This window comes from Streptomyces sp. NPDC045678 (genome assembly GCF_056432085.1).
In genome coordinates, this window is the sequence record NZ_JBWKJS010000009.1 from 399,101 (window position 1) to 417,149 (window position 18,049).

Consider the following 18,049-nt stretch of genomic DNA (forward strand, 5'->3'; position numbering starts at 1 on the left):
GCTCACACAGGGCTCCAGGAGGCCACGTACACATGAAGCGGCAGATCTTCTCCGCCGAGCACGACGCGTTCCGCGAGACCGTCCGCACCTTCCTAGCCAAGGAAGTGCTGCCCCACTACGAACAGTGGGAGCAGGACGGCATCGTCTCCCGCGAGGCCTGGCTCGCCGCAGGCAAGCAGGGGCTGCTCGGTCTCGCCGTCCCCGAGGAGTACGGAGGCGGCGGCAACGACGACTTCCGCTACTCCGCGGTCCTCGCCGAGGAGTTCACCCGCGCGGGCGCCGCGGGGCTCGCCATCGGCCTGCACAACGACATCATCGGCCCCTACCTCACCTCCCTCGCCACCGACGAGCAGAAGCGTCGCTGGCTCCCCGGCTTCTGCAGCGGCGAGACCATCACGGCCATCGCGATGACCGAGCCCGGCGCGGGCTCGGACCTCCAGGGCATCCGCACCGGCGCCGAGGACCGCGGCGACCACTGGGTGCTCAACGGCTCCAAGACGTTCATCTCGAACGGCATCCTCGCCGACCTCGTCATCGTCGTCGCCAAGACGTCCCCCGAAGGGGGCGCCCACGGCCTGTCCCTCCTCGTCGTCGAGCGCGGCGCGGAAGGCTTCGAGCGGGGCCGCAACCTCGACAAGATCGGCCAGAAGTCCCAGGACACCGCCGAGCTGTTCTTCAACGACGTACGCGTCCCCAAGGAGAACCTCCTCGGTGAGCTGAACGGCGCCTTCGTCCACCTGATGACGAACCTCGCGCAGGAACGCATGGGCATCGCCGTCGCGGGGATCGCCGCCGCCGAGCACCTCCTGGACATCACCACGACGTACGTGAAGGAGCGCGAGGCGTTCGGGCGCCCGCTCGCCAAGTTGCAGCACATCCGCTTCGAGATCGCGGAGATGGCGACCGAGTGCGCCGTCACCCGCACGTTCCTCGACCGGTGCATCGTCGATCACTCGAACGGGGAACTCGACGCCGTGCACGCGTCGATGGCGAAATGGTGGGCCACCGAGCTGCAGAAACGCGTCGCCGACCGGTGTCTGCAACTGCACGGCGGCTATGGCTACATGGCGGAGTACCGCGTCGCCAAGGCCTTCACCGACGGACGCATCCAGACCATCTACGGCGGCACGACAGAGATCATGAAGGAGATCATCGGCCGTTCCCTCCTCGGCTGACCCGCACCCTCCCGGACAGCTCCGGCCACCCGTCTCCCGGACAGCTCCGGCCACCCTCTCCCGGACACCCTCGAAAGGCACACGCGTGACCACCGAAGCGTACGTATACGACGCGATCCGCACCCCGCGCGGACGCGGCAAGGCCAACGGCGCCCTGCACGGGACCAAGCCCATCGACCTCGTCGTCGGCCTGATCCACGAGATCCAGGCCCGCTTCCCCGACCTCGACCCGGCCGCCATCGACGACATCGTCCTCGGCGTGGTGGGCCCCGTCGGCGACCAGGGCTCCGACATCGCGCGCATCGCGGCCATCGCCGCGGGCCTGCCCGACACGGTCGCCGGCGTCCAGGAGAACCGCTTCTGTGCCTCCGGCCTCGAAGCGGTCAACCTCGCCGCGATGAAGGTCCGCTCGGGCTGGGAGGACCTGGTGCTCGCGGGCGGCGTCGAGTCGATGTCGCGCGTCCCCATGGCCTCCGACGGCGGTGCCTGGTTCGCCGACCCCATGACCAACTTCGAGACCGACTTCGCCCCGCAGGGCATCGGCGCGGACCTCATCGCCACGGTCGAGGGCTTCACGCGGCGCGACGTCGACGAGTACGCGGCGCTCTCCCAGGAGCGGGCCGCCGCGGCCTGGAAGGACGGCCGCTTCGCCCGGTCCGTCGTGCCCGTCAGGGACCGCAACGGCCTCGTCGTCCTCGACCACGACGAGCACCTGCGCCCCGGCACCACCGCCGACTCCCTCGCCAAGCTGAAGCCGTCCTTCAAGGACATCGGCGACCTGGGCGGCTTCGACGCGGTCGCGCTGCAGAAGTACCACTGGATCGAGCAGATCGACCACGTCCACCACGCGGGCAACTCCTCCGGCATCGTCGACGGCGCTTCGCTGGTCGCCGTCGGCACGAAGGAGGTCGGCGAGCGCTACGGCCTCACCCCGCGCGCGCGGATCGTCTCCGCGGCCGTCTCGGGTTCCGACCCGCTCATCATGCTCACCGGGCCCGCGCCCGCGACGCGCAAGGCGCTCGCCAAGGCGGGGCTCACCATCGACGACATCGACCTCGTCGAGATCAACGAGGCGTTCGCCGCGGTCGTGCTGCGCTTCGTCAAGGACATGGGGCTGTCCCTGGACAAGGTGAACGTCAACGGAGGTGCGATCGCGCTCGGTCACCCGCTCGGGGCGACCGGGGCGATGATCCTCGGGACGCTCGTGGACGAGCTGGAGCGGAGGGACCTCCGGTACGGGTTGGCCACGTTGTGCGTGGGCGGAGGCATGGGCATCGCCACGATCGTGGAACGGCTGTAGGGCTGCGCGCCGCAGGCGCTCGGGGCGCGCTGCCCACCACGGGTGCGCGGCGGTTGCTCGCAGTTCCCCGCGCCCCTGAAGGCATGCGGCTCCGCCGCGCCTTCCCCGACGGCGGCCCTTGAGACGGCGCACGGAGTGCGCCTGTCAGGGGCGCGGGGGAACTGTGCGACCAGCCCGACCGGCGGTCGGCCGGACACGAACCCCAGCCGCCCTCCCCAGAATCCGCCCGCCACAGACTTCACGGAGAAAAAGACATGACCGTAAGCACCACCATCCGCTGGGAACAGGACGACACCGGTGTCGTCACCCTCGTCCTCGACGACCCCAACCAGTCCGCGAACACCATGAACCAGGCGTTCAAGGAGTCCATCGCGGCGATCGCCGACCGCGCCGAGGCCGCCGTCCAGGCCGACAAGGACGCCATTCGCGGGTTCATCTACACCTCCGCCAAGAAGACGTTCTTCGCGGGCGGCGACCTCAAGGACATGATCAAGGTCGGTCCGGAGAACGCCCAGGAGGCGTTCGACGCGGGCACCGCCATCAAGAACTCGCTGCGCCGCATCGAGACCCTTGGCAAGCCCGTCGTCGCCGCGATCAACGGCGCCGCCCTCGGCGGCGGTTACGAGATCGCCCTCGCCTCGCACCACCGCGTCGCCCTCGACGTGTCCGGCTCCAAGATCGGCCTGCCCGAGGTCACCCTCGGCCTGCTCCCCGCGGGGGGCGGCGTCACCCGCACCGTGCGCCTCATGGGCATCGCCGACGCCCTCCTGAAGGTGCTGCTCCAGGGCACCCAGTACAACCCGCAGCGCGCTCTGGAGAACGGCCTCGTCCACGAACTGGCCGCCACGCGCGAGGAGATGCTGGAGAAGGCGCACGCCTTCATCGACGCCAACCCCGAGTCGCAGCAGCCCTGGGACAAGCCCGGCTACCGCATCCCGGGCGGCACCCCGGCCAATCCGAAGTTCGCGGCGAACCTGCCCGCCTTCCCCGCCAACCTGAAGAAGCAGACGGCGGGCGCCAACTACCCGGCACCGCGCAACATCCTCGCCGCGGCCGTCGAGGGCTCGCAGGTAGACTTCGAGACCGCGCTGACCATCGAGGCCCGGTACTTCACCGAGCTGGTCACCGGCCAGGTCGCGAAGAACATGATCCAGGCGTTCTTCTTCGACCTCCAGGCCGTCAACTCCGGCGCCAACCGTCCCAAGGACATCGAGCCGCGCCAGGTCCGCAAGGTCGCCGTGCTCGGCGCGGGCATGATGGGCGCCGGGATCGCGTACTCGTGCGCCCGCGCGGGCATCGAGGTCGTCCTCAAGGACGTCTCCGCGGAGGCCGCGCAGAAGGGCAAGGGGTACTCCGAGAAGCTGTGCGCCAAGGCCGTCCAGCGGGGCCGTACGACCCAGGAGAAGGCGGACGCGCTGCTCGCCCGCATCACGCCGACCGCGGACCCGCGGGCCCTCGCAGGCTGCGACGCGGTGATCGAGGCGGTGTTCGAGGACACCTCGCTGAAGCACAAGGTGTTCCAGGAGATCCAGGACGTCGTCGAGCCGGACGCGCTGCTCTGCTCCAACACCTCCACCCTGCCGATCACCACGCTGGCCGAGGGCGTCTCGCGTCCCGTCGACTTCATCGGCCTGCACTTCTTCTCGCCCGTCGACAAGATGCCGCTCGTCGAGATCATCAAGGGCGAGCGCACCGGTGACGAGGCGCTGGCCCGCGCCTTCGACCTGGTGCGCCAGATCAACAAGACGCCGATCGTCGTGAACGACTCGCGCGGCTTCTTCACCTCGCGCGTCATCGGGCACTTCATCAACGAGGGCGTCGCGATGGTCGGCGAGGGCATCGAGCCCGCCTCCGTCGAGCAGGCCGCGGCCCAGGCCGGCTACCCGGCGAAGGTCCTCTCCCTCATGGACGAGCTGACCCTCACACTGCCTCGCAAGATCCGCAACGAGACCAGGCGGGCCGTCGAGGAGGCGGGCGGCACCTGGGCGGGCCACCCCTCCGACAGCGTCATCGACCGCATGGTGGACGAGTTCGGGCGCCCCGGCAGGAGCGGGGGAGCGGGCTTCTACGAGTACGTGGACGGCAAGCGCGACCGTCTCTGGCCGGGCCTGCGCGAGCACTTCACCAAGCCGGGGCACGAGATCCCGTTCAAGGACATGCAGGAGCGGATGCTCTTCTCCGAAGCGCTCGACACCGTACGCCTGCTGGAGGAGGGCGTCCTGACCTCCGTCGCCGACGCCAACATCGGCTCCATCCTCGGCATCGGCTTCCCGGGCTGGACGGGCGGCGTCCTGCAGTACATCAACGGCTACGAAGGCGGTCTGCCCGGCTTCGTAGCACGCGCGCGTGAACTCGCCGAGACCTACGGGGAGCGGTTCGCGCCGCCCGCACTGCTGGTCGAGAAGGCGGAGAACGGCGGGAAGTTCAGCGACAGCTGACGCCCCCTCGGTGGCTCCGGTTCCCGCCTGGTCAGGGGCGGGAACCGGAGCCGCCGCCCCCACGTCGTATCCTGCCGAAGAGCATGATCACGACAACTGAAGGGTGGCCGCTGTGCGGTTCACGACCGGGGGAACGACGCGGGCGCTCGGCGTCGGAGTGCTGGTCCTCTCGCTGGCCCTGACCGGCTGCGGAGGCAAGAAGGACAAGAAGAAGCACAAGCGGGGCTCCTCCACCTCGCACGGCCGCACTGTGGGCGGCGGCACGGGCGGCAAGGGCACCGGCAGCGGATCGCTCGGCGCCGCGCGCCGGACCGAGGCGATCCTGCCGCCCCTCGAGACGATGCCGGCCGCCCTGCGCCACGTCGGCACGGAACTGCGCAGCCGCGCGAAGGCCCCCGCCGTGTGCAAGGACCCCGGAGGCACGTGCAAGGGAGCCGTCGCCAACGGCCGGGTGGGGTACCTCACCGGCGACAAGGCCGAGGGCGCGAACTACGAGCTGATCGAGTACCGGAACACGCGTGCCGCCGAGCGTGCCTTCGCGGCCTGGGAAACCTACGTGCACAACAACCGGCGCGGGATCACGGTCCTCGACGGTGCCCCGCAGGGCGACGAGAGCACCATCTACGCGTACAAGTCGCCCGCGAAGAAGAACACCGTGACGATGGTGATCCGCCAGAACGAGTACATCGGCACGCTCGACCTGCGGGACACCTCCGGCCGCGCGGCCGGACGGCAGGACCTGGCAACTCTGTCCGAGGTCTACGCCGAACGGATCTCGCAGGCCACGCGGAACGAGACGCCGAGCGCGACGGCCGCCCACGTCACGGTCTGAGCGAGGGGCGATGGGGGAGTGGCCGAGTGCTCGGCCCCGCGGCTCAGCCCTCCTTGAGCCACTCCCTCAGCTCCTCCTTGAGGGAGCGCTGGAACGCCGTCACCAGCGCCTGCACCACCATCGGCTGCATGTGCGCCGACAGCGAGCGCATCGCCGCCACCTGCTCGGCGTCCTCGGCGTCCGACTCACGCTCGCGGTAGGGCCCCCACACCTCGTCGCGGAAGAGCCGGGACAGCTCGCCGGCCGCCGAGCGCGTGTGCTCCAGCAGGACCGTGCGCGCGGCCAGGATCGTCTCGTGCGCGATGGGCACGTCCAGGAGCTGCACGCCCAGGCGCAGCAGGCCCAGATCCACGCGGTACGTCCCCGGGGTCCGGGTCCCGGCGACCACGCCCATCGCCGCGAGCCGGTCCAGGTCCTCGTCGTCGAGCGCGCGGCCCGCCCTGCGCTCCAGCTCGGCGCGCGGGACGTCCTCCGCCGAGTCGGGCGCCCAAGAGGCCACCAGGGCGCGGTGAATGGCCAGATCGTGCGCGCTCAGGTCGGCCGGCAGCTGCTCCAGATAGCGTTCGATCGCGGCGAGCGTCATGCCCTGGTGCTGCAACTCCTCGATGAGCGCGAGCCTGGACAGGTGCTTCTGGCCGTAGTGGCCGACGCGGCGCGGGCCGATCACCGGCGGCGGCAGCAGGCCCTTGGTGCTGTAGAAGCGGATCGTGCGGACCGTGACCCCCGCGCGCGCGGCGAGTTCGTCGACCGTGAGCGTCGGCTCATCGGCCTCGGTCGCGACGCCCTCGGTGTCGGTCGTCATGGCGGCGCCATCCCTCCCCGGTCGGCTCGGAGGGACGTCTCCCCGCTTGGTGCGTCCCCGCTTCATGTGGCAGTGCTTCGTGCGTCAGTGCTTCGTGCGTCAATCCGGTGCAACAGTATTGCTGGCACACCAGTGTTGTGAAACCCTCCGGCCCAATCGATGGCACCAGGAGGCGGTCATGACCACGATCCTGCGACTCCCCGGAGATCCTGCCGACATCACGCTCCCCGCCCTGCTGCTCCGCAATGCCGAGGACCACGGAGATCTTCCAGCGCTCTCCTGGCGCGTCGGGGAGGAGTGGTCGACGCTCACCTGGCGCGAGGCGCGGCGCAAGGTCGCCGTCCTGGCCGCCGGTTACGCCGCGCTCGGCGTGGAGCGCGGCGAACACGTCCTGATGATGATGGGCAACCGCCCCGAGCACTGGCTGAGCGACCTCGCCCTCGTGCACCTCGGCGCCGTCCCCGTCACCGTGTACGCCACCGCGGCGCCCGAACAGGTCGCACACATCGTCCGGCACAGCGGGGCTCGCTTCGCCGTCGTCGAGGGCGCCCGCGAACTGCCGCGCTGGGAACCCCTCCTGGCGGACGACACCGCCCCGCTGGAGCGCCTGGTCGTCGTGGAGGCCGCCGAAGCGGGTGAGCACCGCACGTACGGCTCCCTGCACCTCACCGGCAGCCGCCTCTTCAACCCCGACGCCTTCGAGAAGGGGTGGCGCGAGAACCGCCCCGCCGACGCCCTCACCGTCGTCTACACCTCCGGCACCACGGGCGACCCCAAAGGCGTCCGCCTCACCCACCGCAACGTCCTCGTCGGCGGCATCGCCCTAGACGGCGTCGTCGAGTTCCCCGACCACGTGGGCCACATCTGCTACCTCCCCTTCGCGCACATCGCGGAGCGCCTGCTCGGCATCTATCTGCCGGTGCTGCGCGCCGCCCACGTCTACCTCTGTGCCGACCCCGCCCACGTGGCCGCCACCGCGCGCGAACTGCACCCCTTCCAGTTCTTCGGCGTCCCGCGCGTGTGGGAGAAGCTCGCCGCCTCCGTACGGGCGGCGCTCGCCGGGCTGCCCGAGGAGCGGCGCCGCGCCATCGAGGCCGCCAACGAGACGGCACGCGCGCACGTGGCCTGCCGGGAGCGGGGCGAGGAGCCCTCCGAAGCGCTGCGGTCCGCGTACGAGCAGGCCAAGCGGGACGTCCTCGACCCGCTGTTAGCGTCGGCCGGGTTCGACCGGCTCGTGTGGACGGCGAGCGCCTCCGCGCCGATGCCGCTGGACGTCTCCCGCTTCTGGGCCGGGTTCGGACTTGTGATCATGGACGCGTGGGGACTCACCGAGACCTCCGGCGTGGTCACCACGAATGCCCCCGACGGCTTCCGCCTCGGCTCGGTGGGCCGCCCCCTGGAGGGGCTCGACGTACGCATCGCGGAGGACGGCGAGATCCTCGTGCGCGGCGCCACCGTCTTCGACGGGTATCTGCGGCCCGACGGGGGCCTCGACGACGCACGGGACGCGGACGGCTGGTTCGCCACCGGCGACATCGGGCGGCTCGACGAGGACGGCTACCTTTGGCTCACCGACCGCAAGAAGGAAATGATCGTGACGTCGACGGGCAAGAACGTCTCGCCCGCCCTCGTCGAGAACACGCTCAAGGAGCACCCTCTTGTAGGGCAGGCCCTCGTCCACGGGGACGGCCGTTCCTACCTCGTGGCGCTGCTCGTCCTGGACCGGGAGATGACGCCCGCCTGGGCCGCCGCGCGGGGGCTCGCCATAGAGGGGGATCCGGCCACGCACGAGGCCGTGCGGGCGGAGGTGGCGCGCGCGGTCGAGGCCGCCAACGCGCGCCTGAACCGCACCGAGCAGATCAAGCGCTACCGGCTCCTCACCGAGGAATGGGGACCCGAGACGGGCGAACTGACGCCGTCCCTGAAGCTGCGCCGACGGGTTATCCGTGACAAGTACATGCAGGTCATCGACGATATGTACACCCCATGACCAGCATGTGAGAAGTTCCGCTATGTGACGTGCGCCACCGCGTGGAGGGCGATCTCTGGGGGAAGGTGTCCCGTCGGTTCGCGCGCGTCAGGGGTGCGCGGGCCGGGGCACATCCGGACCCCGGAGTTCTCTTCCGGGCACCAGAGAGTAGATCCACCACGTGAGCAAGGAAGCCGTAGATTCGGCCATCCTGGACGCACCCCGCACGGATGCGACCCAGGCCCCCGCGGACGCGGGCGACGCCGGATACAGCAAGGACCTCAAGGCCCGTCACGTCAACATGATCGCGATCGGTGGCGCGATCGGCACCGGCCTCTTCCTGGGGGCGGGCGGCCGTCTCCACTCGGCGGGCCCCGCGCTCGCCCTTGCCTACCTCGTGTGCGGCATCTTCGCGTTCTTCGTCGTCAGGGCGCTCGGCGAGATGGTCCTCTACCGGCCGTCGTCGGGTTCGTTCGTCTCGTACGCGCGTGAGTTCCTCGGCGAGAAGGGCGCGTTCTTCGCCGGTTGGATGTACTTCCTCAACTGGTCGACCACCTGTATCGCCGACATCACGGCGATCGCGCTCTACACGCACTACTGGAGCTTCTTCACCGACATACCCCAGTGGGTGCTGGCGCTGATCGCCCTCGCGGTCGTGCTCGCGGTGAACCTCGTCTCGGTGAAGTACTTCGGCGAGATGGAGTTCTGGTTCTCGATCATCAAGGTGGCCGCACTGAGCGCCTTCATGATCATCGGTATCTGGCTGCTGGCCAGTCAGCACAAGGTGGGCGGCGAGACGCCCGGCCTCAACATGATCACCGACCACGGCGGCCTCATGCCGAACGGTCTGATGCCGGTCGTGATCGTGATGCAGGGCGTCGTCTTCGCGTACGCCTCGCTGGAGCTGGTCGGCGTCGCGGCGGGCGAGACCAAGGACCCGCAGAAGATCGTCCCGCGCGCGGTGAACTCGATCATGTGGCGCGTAGGCCTCTTCTACGTCGGCTCCGTGGTGCTGCTCGCGCTGCTGCTGCCCGGCACCATGTACTCGGCCGACCAGAGCCCGTTCGTCACGGTCCTCTCCAAGATCGGCGTGCCGGCCGCGGGCGACGTCATGAACTTCGTGGTCCTCACCGCCGCCATGTCCTCGCTCAACTCCGGCCTGTACTCCACCGGCCGCATCCTGCGCTCCATGGCGATGTCGGGCTCCGCCCCCAAGTTCACCGCCAAGATGAACCGCAACCAGGTGCCCTACGGCGGCATCCTGCTCACCGCGTCCCTCGGCGTCGTCGGCGTCGGCCTCAACCGGGTGGTCCCGGGCAAGGCCTTCGAGATCGTCCTGAACGTGGCCTCGCTCGGCATCATCGGCACCTGGATCACGATCATGGTCTGCCACCTCGCCTTCGTGCGCAGCGCGAAGCGCGGCGAGATCACCCGGCCGAAGTTCCAGCTCCCGTTCAGCGGTGTCACCGAGTACGTGACCATCGCGTTCCTGCTCGCCGTCCTCTGCCTGATGTGGAAGGACGCCGAGGTCGGCCGCAAGACGCTCTTCCTCATCCCGGTCGTGGGCCTCGCCCTGGTCGCGGGCTGGTTCGGCGTACGGCGCCGGGCGGGCCGTCAGCCCGAGAGCCTCACCGGACCGCAGGACCGGTAGCCCTGCCGCCACTGTCAGTGGCAGCCCGTACGGTGGCGTCATGTCGGAGATCACGTATGTCCGAGGTGACGCCACCGCGCCGTTCGGCAAGGGCCCCAAGCTGATCGCCCATGTCTGCAACGACCTCGGGGGCTGGGGCAAGGGCTTCGTGCTCGCGCTGTCGCGCCGCTGGCCCGAGCCGGAGAAGGCGTATCGCGCCTGGCACCGGCAGCGTGCCAAGAACGACTTCGGCCTCGGCGCCGTCCAGTTCGTCGAGGTCGGCCGCGGCCTGTGGGTCGCCAACATGGTGGGCCAGCGGGGGATGCGCACGGGCAGCAAGGGCGCCCCGGTTCGGTACGAAGCGATCGACACCGCCCTGGCCGCCCTCGCCGACAAGGCCGAGGAGCTCGGCGCCTCCGTGCACATGCCGCGCGTCGGCTGCGGACTCGCGGGCGGCAAGTGGTCCCGCGTCGAGCCGCTCATAGCCGGGCGCCTGGGGGCGCGGGGGATCGCGGTGACGGTGTACGACTTCGGGGACTGACGCGGACCGCGCCGGGCTGTCTGCCCGCAACTGCCCTGCATGTGTGCGTTGTTGTGCACGGATGAGCGGGTAGAGCCCCGTCATGCAGTTCATCCGTGTCCTCGTCGCACGTCTCCTGCTCCGTGTGGAGCGCGTCCTCATGCCCGCCCCCGCCGTCGTGCCGGTCGCCGTCACCGGCCCCGCCCTCGCAGAGGAGTCGGCTCCGCCCGGCGGTCGGCGACGAACGGTGCCGCTGCTGTTCTCGGAGGCGCACGCCGACGCGCTGCGCGAGGGCGAAGGCCTTCCGGCCACCGGTCAGGCCCGCGGGGAGGCGGAGCGCGCCGAGGCCGAGGCCGAACTGCGCCGCCAGATCTCCGAGTGGGCCTCCGAGGTGGCGGGACGTGCCGTGGCCGACCCGCCCGCCGGACCTCCGACGGGGCCGGGGACGACGCCCGGAACCGATCGGTCCGCGGAGCCCGGCACCGATCCATCGGGTTTTGGCCGCTAGGCGTACGGATTCACGCCCTCGTCCCCCGCCACCACTGGCGGCCCCGGGGCCGCGCCCCGAGACTCGCAGGCATGGACGTCATGGTCTCGGTCAAGGACGGCGAACTGTGGTCGCACGACTCGGGTGAACCGAGCGGCACGGGCGGCGGAAGCCTCCCCCTGGTCCTCCTGCACCCGGGTGTGGGCGACTCCCGCGTCTGGGACGGCATCCTGCCGCGCCTCACGGAGCGGCACCGGGTGATCCGCTACGACGCGCGCGGGTACGGCAGGTCACCCGCACCGACCGCCCCGTTCTCGCTGGTCGAGGACTTGATCGCGGTCCTGGACCACTACGGCGTGGGCCGGGCCGTCCTGGCGGCGTCCAGCATGGGCGGCGCGACAGCGATCAGCCTGGCGCTCCGCGACCCCGCGCGCGTGGCGAGCCTCGCCCTGATCGTCCCCGGCATCACCGGCGCCGACGACCTCCTCCCGCCCGAGTTCATGGCCGAGGTCGGCCGACGCGCCCAGGCGGGCGACATCGACGGCATCGTGACGATGATGCGGCGCGTCTCCGCCGCGGCGGGCACCGGCGCCGACCTCGAAGTGACAGCGCTGCTCAAGGCCGTCGTCCCTGCGTGGTTCGCCGTGCATCCGCACCACGTGCCGGACCCGCCCGCCTTCGACCGGCTCGGCGAGCTCGACGTCCCCTGCACCCTGGCCATCGGTGAGCACGACCAGCCCGAGGTGGTCCAGCTGAACGAGACCATGGCGCGGCGCATTCCGGGCTGTCGCGTGGTGCGGCTCGCGCACAGCGACCACTTCCCGACGGTGCGGGAACCGGACGCGGTCCTCGACGTCATCCTGGAGGCGTACGCCGAGGCACGCTGAAGAGAGGTGCGTTCGCGGTCGCATACTTGGACGTGCACCAACCGGGCACGTCCGAGGAGCACGTCGAATGAACCACCCGGCCGACGCACGCGAGAAGCGCGCGGCCCACGACAAGAGCGACTCCGCCGACACGTCCCCGCCCCCGCCTCCCCCCGGCGGCATCCTCTGGAACATCGCCGGGGACATCCGCATGCTCCTGATGCTGCCGCCCGCGCTCACCCTGCAGGTGGCGCACCCTGCGGTCGGCGCGGGCGTCGACGAGCACTCCGTGTTCCGCACCGACCCCTGGGGGAGGGGCGAGCGCTCGATCCGATCGGTCCTGCTGTGGGTGTACGGCGGGGACGAGGCCGCCGCCGAGGGCCGCAGGCTGCGCCAGCTGCACCGCACCATCCAGGGCACGGACACCCGCGGCCGCCGCTACCACGCGCTGACGCCCGCGAACTACGCCTGGGTGCACACCACCGGCTTCCCCGTCTACCGGCACGCGCAGAAGTACCTGGGCCGCCCCTTCACCGAGGCGCAGGAGCGGCAGCTGTACGCCGAGTGGCTCCGGGTCGGCCGCATCCTCGGCATCCACGACCGGGACATGCCGCAGACCCTGGAAGAGTTCTGGCCGCACTACCGCAAGGTCCTCGCCGAGGAGATCGAACTCACCGCGGTCGCCGCCGAACTGACCGCCACCGACAAGACCGTCCCGCCGCCGGACCGCGGTCCGGCCCCCGTACGGCTGCTGATAGGGGCCTTGTGGCCCGTACTGCTGCCTCCGCTGGCCCGCTTCCGCCGCTTCGTCACGATCGGCCTGATGCCCCCGGACGCCCGCGAGGCCATCGGCCTGCCCTGGACCGGGGCACAGGAGCGCAGGCTGCGCCGCCTCGGCCGCGCGGTCCGCACGGTCGTCCCGCTCCTGCCCGAGCGTCTGCGCTACCTCCCGGCGGCCCGCAGGGCCCGCGCACGCCACCGCGCCGCCGGGAACCGGCTCCCGGCGGCGCGGCGCGCACCGGATCGTCAGTGATCGTGCCCGTGGTCGTGCACGCCGTTCGTCGCCGCGATCTGCTTCCACGACTTCGGCTTGGCCGGGGCGGCCGCCGTGCGGGCGATGCCGGCCTCGCGCACCGCGGGCGCCTCGGGCCGCGACGGCTGGTAGAGCCACGTGTCGAAGAGCTCGGCGAGCGGCTTGCCGGAGACCTTCTCCGCGTACTTCACGAAGTCGCTCACCTTGGCGTTGCCGTACGCGTGCTTCTGCGGCCAGCCCTTCAGGATCTCGAAGAAGGTGTCGTCCCCGACCTCGTTGCGCAGGGCCTGAAGGGCGAGCGCGCCCCGGTCGTACACCGCGCCGTGGAACTGGTTGTCCGGGCCCGGGTCGCCCGGCTTGACCTTCCAGAACGGGTCGTCGGCGGGGTGCTGGGCGTACACGTAGTCCGCCAGCTCCTGCGCCGTGCCCTCGCCCTCCTTCTCCGACCACAGCCACTGGCTGTAGCGGGCGAAGCCCTCGTTGACCCAGATGTCCTTCCAGCCGTCCACGGAGACGCTGTCGCCGTACCACTGGTGGGCCAGCTCGTGCACGACGATGGAGGCGTTGGAGCCGTTCGCGAACGCGGAGGGGCTGTAGAAGGGCCGGGTCTGGGTCTCCAGGGCGTAGCTGCTCTTCACGTTCGGGACGTAGCCGCCGAGCGCGTTGAAGGGGTACTTGCCGTAGAGCGTCTCCAGCCATTCGGCGACCTCGGTGGTCCGCTCGATGCTGGCCCGCGCCGCGCCCGCGTTGTCGCCCAGGTCCTTGCTGTACGCGTTGAGGACGGGCAGGCCGCCCTCCGTCTTGTCGGTCGTGATGTCGAACTTGCCGACCGCGAGCGTCGCGAGGTAGCTGGCCTGCGGCTTGTTCGAGCGCCAGCTGTAGCGGGTCCAGCCGAGCTTGGAACTCTGCGCCTGCAGCACGCCGTTGGAGATCGCCTGGGTGCCGTCGGGCACCGAGACGGACACGTCGTACGTCGCCTTGTCGAGCGGGTGGTCGTTGGACGGGAACCACCACACGGCTGCCTCGGGCTCCTGCGCCGCGACACCGCCGTCCGGCGTCCGGTGCCACGCCGTGTACCCGTTGATCTTCAGCTCGGACGGCTTGCCCGCGTACCGCACGACGACCGTGACCGCCGTGCCCTTGGGCAGCCCGGCCGACGGCGTGATCTCCAGCTCCTGGTCGCCGGTCTTCTTGAACTTCGCCTTCTTGCCGTTGACCCGCACCTCGGAGACCTGAAGCCCGAAGTCGAGGTTGAAGCGCGAGAGGTCCTGCGTGGTGCGGGCGTTGAGCGTCGCCGTGCCTTCGAGCAGGTCCGTCTTGGGCTGGTACTTCAGCCGCAGGTCGTAGTGCGAGACGTCGTATCCGCCGTTGCCGCTCGCCGGGTAATAGGGATCGCCGATGCCCGGGGCCCCGGGAGAGAAGTCGGCGGCCGATGCCGGGATCGCCAGCAGGAGGGAGGCCGCCAGAGCGCCCGGGGCGATGAGTCTGCGGTGCACAAGAGCTCCAAGTCGTAGGGGCACAACAAGTGTTCGTCTATGTCGTCGAGCCTATTCAGCCCCGTGCGTACACGTCATGTCCATGGCCCCACCTGTCACACGATTGCCATTCGGCCGACATGTGCCTCAATGTCCCATGCACCTGTCGCCGCTGTGTGCGGCCCTCTGTCGCACGGGAGTTCACCGGTGTACCTTCCGCGCCATGCCGATACGTGCGCGACGCACCCGCATCCTGTGGAGAACGCTCCTGACGGCGGCCCTTGCCGCCCTGATCGCCGGCCTCATGTCCCCGGGCGCGGCGCAGGGCGCCGCCGAGGCCTCGCGCACGCCGCGCGAGAGCAGACCCGTGTACTCGTACGAGGACGCGATACGCGAATCCGTATGGGTCGACACCAGGATCGACGGCGACGCGGACGGGAAGACCGACCGCGTCGCCGTCGACATAGTCCGACCCCGTGAACTCGACCGCCGGGGCCGCCGCATACCCGTGATCATGGACGCGAGCCCGTACTACTCCTGCTGCGGACGCGGCAACGAGAGCCAGAAGAAGACGTACGACGCGAACGGGAACCCCGTCCAGCTGCCGCTGTACTACGACAACTACTTCGTGCCCCGCGGCTACGGCTACGTCGCCGTGGACCTCGCGGGCACCAACCGCTCCGACGGCTGCGTCGACGTCGGCGGCCGCTCCGACGTCCAGTCCGCGAAGGCCGTCGTCGACTGGCTGAACGGCCGCGCCCGCGGCTACACCAGCCGCACGGGTACCGAGCGGACGAAGGCGACCTGGACCAACGGCGCCACCGGAATGATCGGCAAGAGCTACGACGGGACCGTCGCGCAGGGCGTCGCCGCCACCGGAGTCCCGGGCCTCAAGACCGTCGTGCCGATCGGCGCGATCTCCTCCTGGTACGACTACTACTTCGCCAAGGGCGCCCCGCTGTACGGCAGCGGCCCCGACCGTCTCGCGGGCGCCGTCGAGAGCCCCGAGGCCCGCGCCCGCTGCGGCGCCGTGAAGCAGCGCCTCGTCGAGGGGGCGCCGCGCACCGGCGACTGGACCCGCCTGTGGAGCGAGCGCGACCACGTCCCGGACGCCGACCGGGTGCGCGCCAGCGTCTTCGTCGTCCACGGCATGCAGGACCTCAACGTCCGCACCAAGCACTTCGGCCAGTGGTGGGACGCGCTCGCCGAGAACGGCGTGGACCGCAAGATCTGGCTCAGCCAGACCGGACACGTCGACCCGTTCGACTTCCGCCGCGCCGACTGGGTCCGCACCCTGCACCGCTGGTTCGACCACGAACTCCTCGGCTACGACAACGGAGTCGACCGCGAGCCGATGGCCGACATCGAACGCGCACCGAACCGCTGGACCACCGACCGCGTCTGGCCCCCGCGCGGCACCCGCGCCGTCGAGCTCCACCCCGCCAAGGGCACGGAGCCCGGCGTCGGCACCCTCGGTACCCGGCGCGGCAAGGGCACCGAGACGTTCACCGACGACCCGCGCCTGAGCGAGACGGCCTGGGCCGAGCGGATCGACATGTCGACACCGGACAAGGCGGGCTTCACCAGCAAGCCGCTCACCCGTGACCTGCGGCTCTCCGGCTCCTCCAAGGTCACCGTCACCGCCACCCCGACGACCCGCACCGCACACCTCTCCGCGGTCCTCGTCGACCTCGGCCCTGACACCATCCGCGACTACGCCGCCGCCGGCGAGGGCATCACCACGCTTCCGGAACGCACGTGCTGGGGAGCGAGCACCACGGGTGACGGCTCCTGCTTCAAGGAGACGCGCGCGAAGTCCGCCGACGTCGACTACACGATCTTCAGCCGGGGCTGGGCCGACCTCGGCAACTGGGCCGACGCCCGCCACGGCCGCCCCCTCGCCCCGGGCAAGCCGCACACCATCACCCTCGACCTCGCCGCCACCGACCACGTCGTACCCAAGGGCCACCGGCTCGCACTGATCGTGGCGGGCACCGACCGCAACCTGATCGAACCTCCCGCCGACACCCCGACGCTGACCCTCGACCTGACCCGCACCTCGGCGAATCTGCCCCTGGTGGGCGGCGCCGGAGCGTTCGCCACCACCGCATCCCTCACTCCCCGTGAAGCCCGACTCGACGGCGTGGCCCCGCCGCGCCGCATCAACCCCGTCCCGGGAGGCAGCACTTCATGACACCGCGCATCCGCTCCCTCGCGCTCGTCTGCGCCACCGCCGCGCTCGCCGCGCCGCTCCTGACGGTGCCCGCACAGGCGACGTCGACCCCGCCCCGTACCGGATTCGAGGAGACGAACGGAGCGCGCTGGACGAGCCGGCCCGAGGAACAGGAGCTCCTCGCCACCGTGGACAGGGCCACCAAGAGGGTCTCGGTCGACCGCATCGGTACCACCGAGCAGGACCGCCCGGTGCAACTGGTCCGCATCGGCGAACGCCCCACCAAGAACACCGTGCTGCTGATCTGCAGCCAGCACGGTGACGAACCCTCGGGCCGCGAGGCCTGTCTGTCCACGATCCGTGACCTGGCGTACGCGAAGGACAAGAAGACCAAACGGTTCCTCAGCCGCACCACGCTCCTCGTCGTGCCGACCGCCAACCCCGACGGACGCGCCGCCGACACCCGCGGCAACTCCGACGGCGTCGACATCAACCGCGACCACCTCTCCCTCAAGACCGCCGAGGCCCGCGCCATGGCCACGGTGATCCGGGACCGCAGTCCCGACGTCATCTACGACCTGCACGAGTACGGCGCCACACCCAAGTACTACGACAAGGACCTGTTCGACCTCTGGCCGCGCAACCTCAACACCGACGACGCCGTGCACGCGGAGGCGCAGACGCTGTCCAAGGCGTACGTGCGGCCGGCCGCTCAGCACGACGGGTACACCACGGGCACCTACGGCATCTGGACCGACCCCGTCACCGGCGACCCCGTCAAGCAGACCGCGGGCGACGGGCAGGAGCGCATCCTGCGCAACATGTCCGGCATCAAGCACGCCGCAGGTCTGCTGATAGAGAGCCGCGTCGACCCCCTCACGGAAGCCGAGAAGAAGGACGAGGCGCTCAACAACCGGCGCCGCGTCGCCTCCCAGCGCTCCGCGCTCGGCGGCCTGCTCGACTTCACCGACGAACGCCGCGGAAAGCTGGAGGCGGCCACCGGCGCGGCCCGCGCGAAGGGCTTCCTCGACCGCGGCCCGGTCTACGTGGGCGGCGCCGACAACGACCCGGCCGAGTCGGCCGAGATCATCCAGGACCCGCCCTGCGGTTACCGCCTCGACGCGGCACAGTACGGCGACATCAAGGACGAACTGGCCCTGCACGGAGTCACCGTGAAGCGGACGAGAACTGGCGCATATGTTCCCCTGCGGCAGTCCGCCCGGGCCCTCGTGCCGCTCCTGCTCGACGAGCGTGCGCCGTATCACATGGTCACAGGTCGGCCCGACATGGCCTGTTGAAAAGGTGAGAGGTACGTCACATGTGGTAGGGGGTAACGAAGAACAAACTCT

Annotated in this window: 14 protein-coding genes; 12 read left to right on the plus strand and 2 right to left on the minus strand. The window is 70.5% G+C overall.

Features of this window, described 5'->3' with window-relative positions; all coding sequences use genetic code 11:
• Nucleotides 1-32: 32 nt before the first annotated feature.
• The 4 genes from AC07DO_RS30710 to AC07DO_RS30725 all read left to right on the plus strand — a co-directional run bounded on the left by AC07DO_RS30710 (nucleotide 33) and on the right by AC07DO_RS30725 (nucleotide 5,745).
• Nucleotides 33-1,175, plus strand: coding sequence for an acyl-CoA dehydrogenase family protein (locus tag AC07DO_RS30710; protein WP_479064030.1), 1,143 nt, complete (start codon nucleotides 33-35; stop codon nucleotides 1,173-1,175).
• Nucleotides 1,176-1,260: 85 nt separating this feature from the next.
• Nucleotides 1,261-2,475, plus strand: a complete 1,215-nt coding sequence (locus tag AC07DO_RS30715; protein ID WP_479064032.1) for an acetyl-CoA C-acetyltransferase — start codon at nucleotides 1,261-1,263, stop codon at nucleotides 2,473-2,475.
• A 254-nt stretch (nucleotides 2,476-2,729) separates the two neighbouring features.
• The gene (locus tag AC07DO_RS30720; RefSeq protein ID WP_479064034.1) at nucleotides 2,730-4,913 is read left to right on the plus strand and encodes a 3-hydroxyacyl-CoA dehydrogenase NAD-binding domain-containing protein; all 2,184 of its coding nucleotides are present in this window, start codon (nucleotides 2,730-2,732) and stop codon (nucleotides 4,911-4,913) included.
• A gap of 112 nt (nucleotides 4,914-5,025) precedes the next feature.
• Nucleotides 5,026-5,745 carry a hypothetical protein gene (locus AC07DO_RS30725; RefSeq protein WP_479064036.1) on the plus strand — a complete coding sequence of 240 codons (720 nt, stop codon included), beginning with the start codon at nucleotides 5,026-5,028 and terminating at the stop codon, nucleotides 5,743-5,745.
• A 43-nt stretch (nucleotides 5,746-5,788) separates the two neighbouring features.
• Here AC07DO_RS30725 and AC07DO_RS30730 read toward each other — a convergent pair whose 3' ends face one another.
• Nucleotides 5,789-6,547, minus strand: coding sequence for a MerR family transcriptional regulator (locus AC07DO_RS30730; RefSeq protein WP_479064038.1), 759 nt, complete (start codon nucleotides 6,545-6,547; stop codon nucleotides 5,789-5,791).
• A 178-nt stretch (nucleotides 6,548-6,725) separates the two neighbouring features.
• Here AC07DO_RS30730 and AC07DO_RS30735 point away from each other — a divergent pair, with 178 nt between their 5' ends.
• From AC07DO_RS30735 to AC07DO_RS30760, 6 genes are all read left to right on the plus strand, one after another.
• Entirely contained in the window at nucleotides 6,726-8,537 is a 1,812-nt protein-coding gene (locus tag AC07DO_RS30735; RefSeq protein ID WP_479064040.1) for an AMP-dependent synthetase/ligase, read from the plus strand.
• Nucleotides 8,538-8,697: 160 nt separating this feature from the next.
• Nucleotides 8,698-10,167: an amino acid permease gene (locus tag AC07DO_RS30740; RefSeq protein ID WP_479064042.1), complete on the plus strand. Its 1,470-nt coding sequence runs from the start codon at nucleotides 8,698-8,700 to the stop codon at nucleotides 10,165-10,167.
• A gap of 40 nt (nucleotides 10,168-10,207) precedes the next feature.
• On the plus strand, nucleotides 10,208-10,687 hold the full coding sequence (locus AC07DO_RS30745; RefSeq protein WP_479064044.1) for a macro domain-containing protein: 480 nt from the start codon (nucleotides 10,208-10,210) through the stop codon (nucleotides 10,685-10,687).
• Nucleotides 10,688-10,769: 82 nt separating this feature from the next.
• Nucleotides 10,770-11,174 (plus strand): hypothetical protein, encoded by a 405-nt coding sequence (locus AC07DO_RS30750; protein WP_479064046.1) that lies wholly within the window; start codon nucleotides 10,770-10,772, stop codon nucleotides 11,172-11,174.
• Nucleotides 11,175-11,245: 71 nt separating this feature from the next.
• Nucleotides 11,246-12,040 carry an alpha/beta fold hydrolase gene (locus tag AC07DO_RS30755; protein ID WP_479064048.1) on the plus strand — a complete coding sequence of 265 codons (795 nt, stop codon included), beginning with the start codon at nucleotides 11,246-11,248 and terminating at the stop codon, nucleotides 12,038-12,040.
• Between the two features lie 67 nt (nucleotides 12,041-12,107).
• A complete protein-coding gene (locus AC07DO_RS30760; RefSeq protein WP_479064050.1) occupies nucleotides 12,108-13,052 on the plus strand; it encodes an oxygenase MpaB family protein in 945 nt (314 codons plus the stop codon).
• On the opposite strand, the gene AC07DO_RS30765 is transcribed toward AC07DO_RS30760, so the two are convergent.
• Nucleotides 13,046-14,548, minus strand: a complete 1,503-nt coding sequence (locus tag AC07DO_RS30765) for a M1 family metallopeptidase (protein ID WP_479064052.1) — start codon at nucleotides 14,546-14,548, stop codon at nucleotides 13,046-13,048. The two genes, AC07DO_RS30760 and AC07DO_RS30765, sit on opposite strands and share 7 nt — an antisense overlap.
• A 202-nt stretch (nucleotides 14,549-14,750) precedes the next feature.
• Between AC07DO_RS30765 and AC07DO_RS30770 the strand changes: the two genes are divergently transcribed.
• Together AC07DO_RS30770 and AC07DO_RS30775 are read left to right on the plus strand one after the other, a co-directional pair.
• On the plus strand, nucleotides 14,751-16,721 hold the full coding sequence (locus AC07DO_RS30770; protein ID WP_479064054.1) for a Xaa-Pro dipeptidyl-peptidase: 1,971 nt from the start codon (nucleotides 14,751-14,753) through the stop codon (nucleotides 16,719-16,721).
• Entirely contained in the window at nucleotides 16,718-17,998 is a 1,281-nt protein-coding gene (locus tag AC07DO_RS30775) for a M14 family metallopeptidase (RefSeq protein ID WP_479064056.1), read from the plus strand. Before AC07DO_RS30770 ends, AC07DO_RS30775 begins: the two co-directional genes overlap by 4 nt.
• The last annotated feature ends 51 nt before the right edge of the window (nucleotides 17,999-18,049 follow it).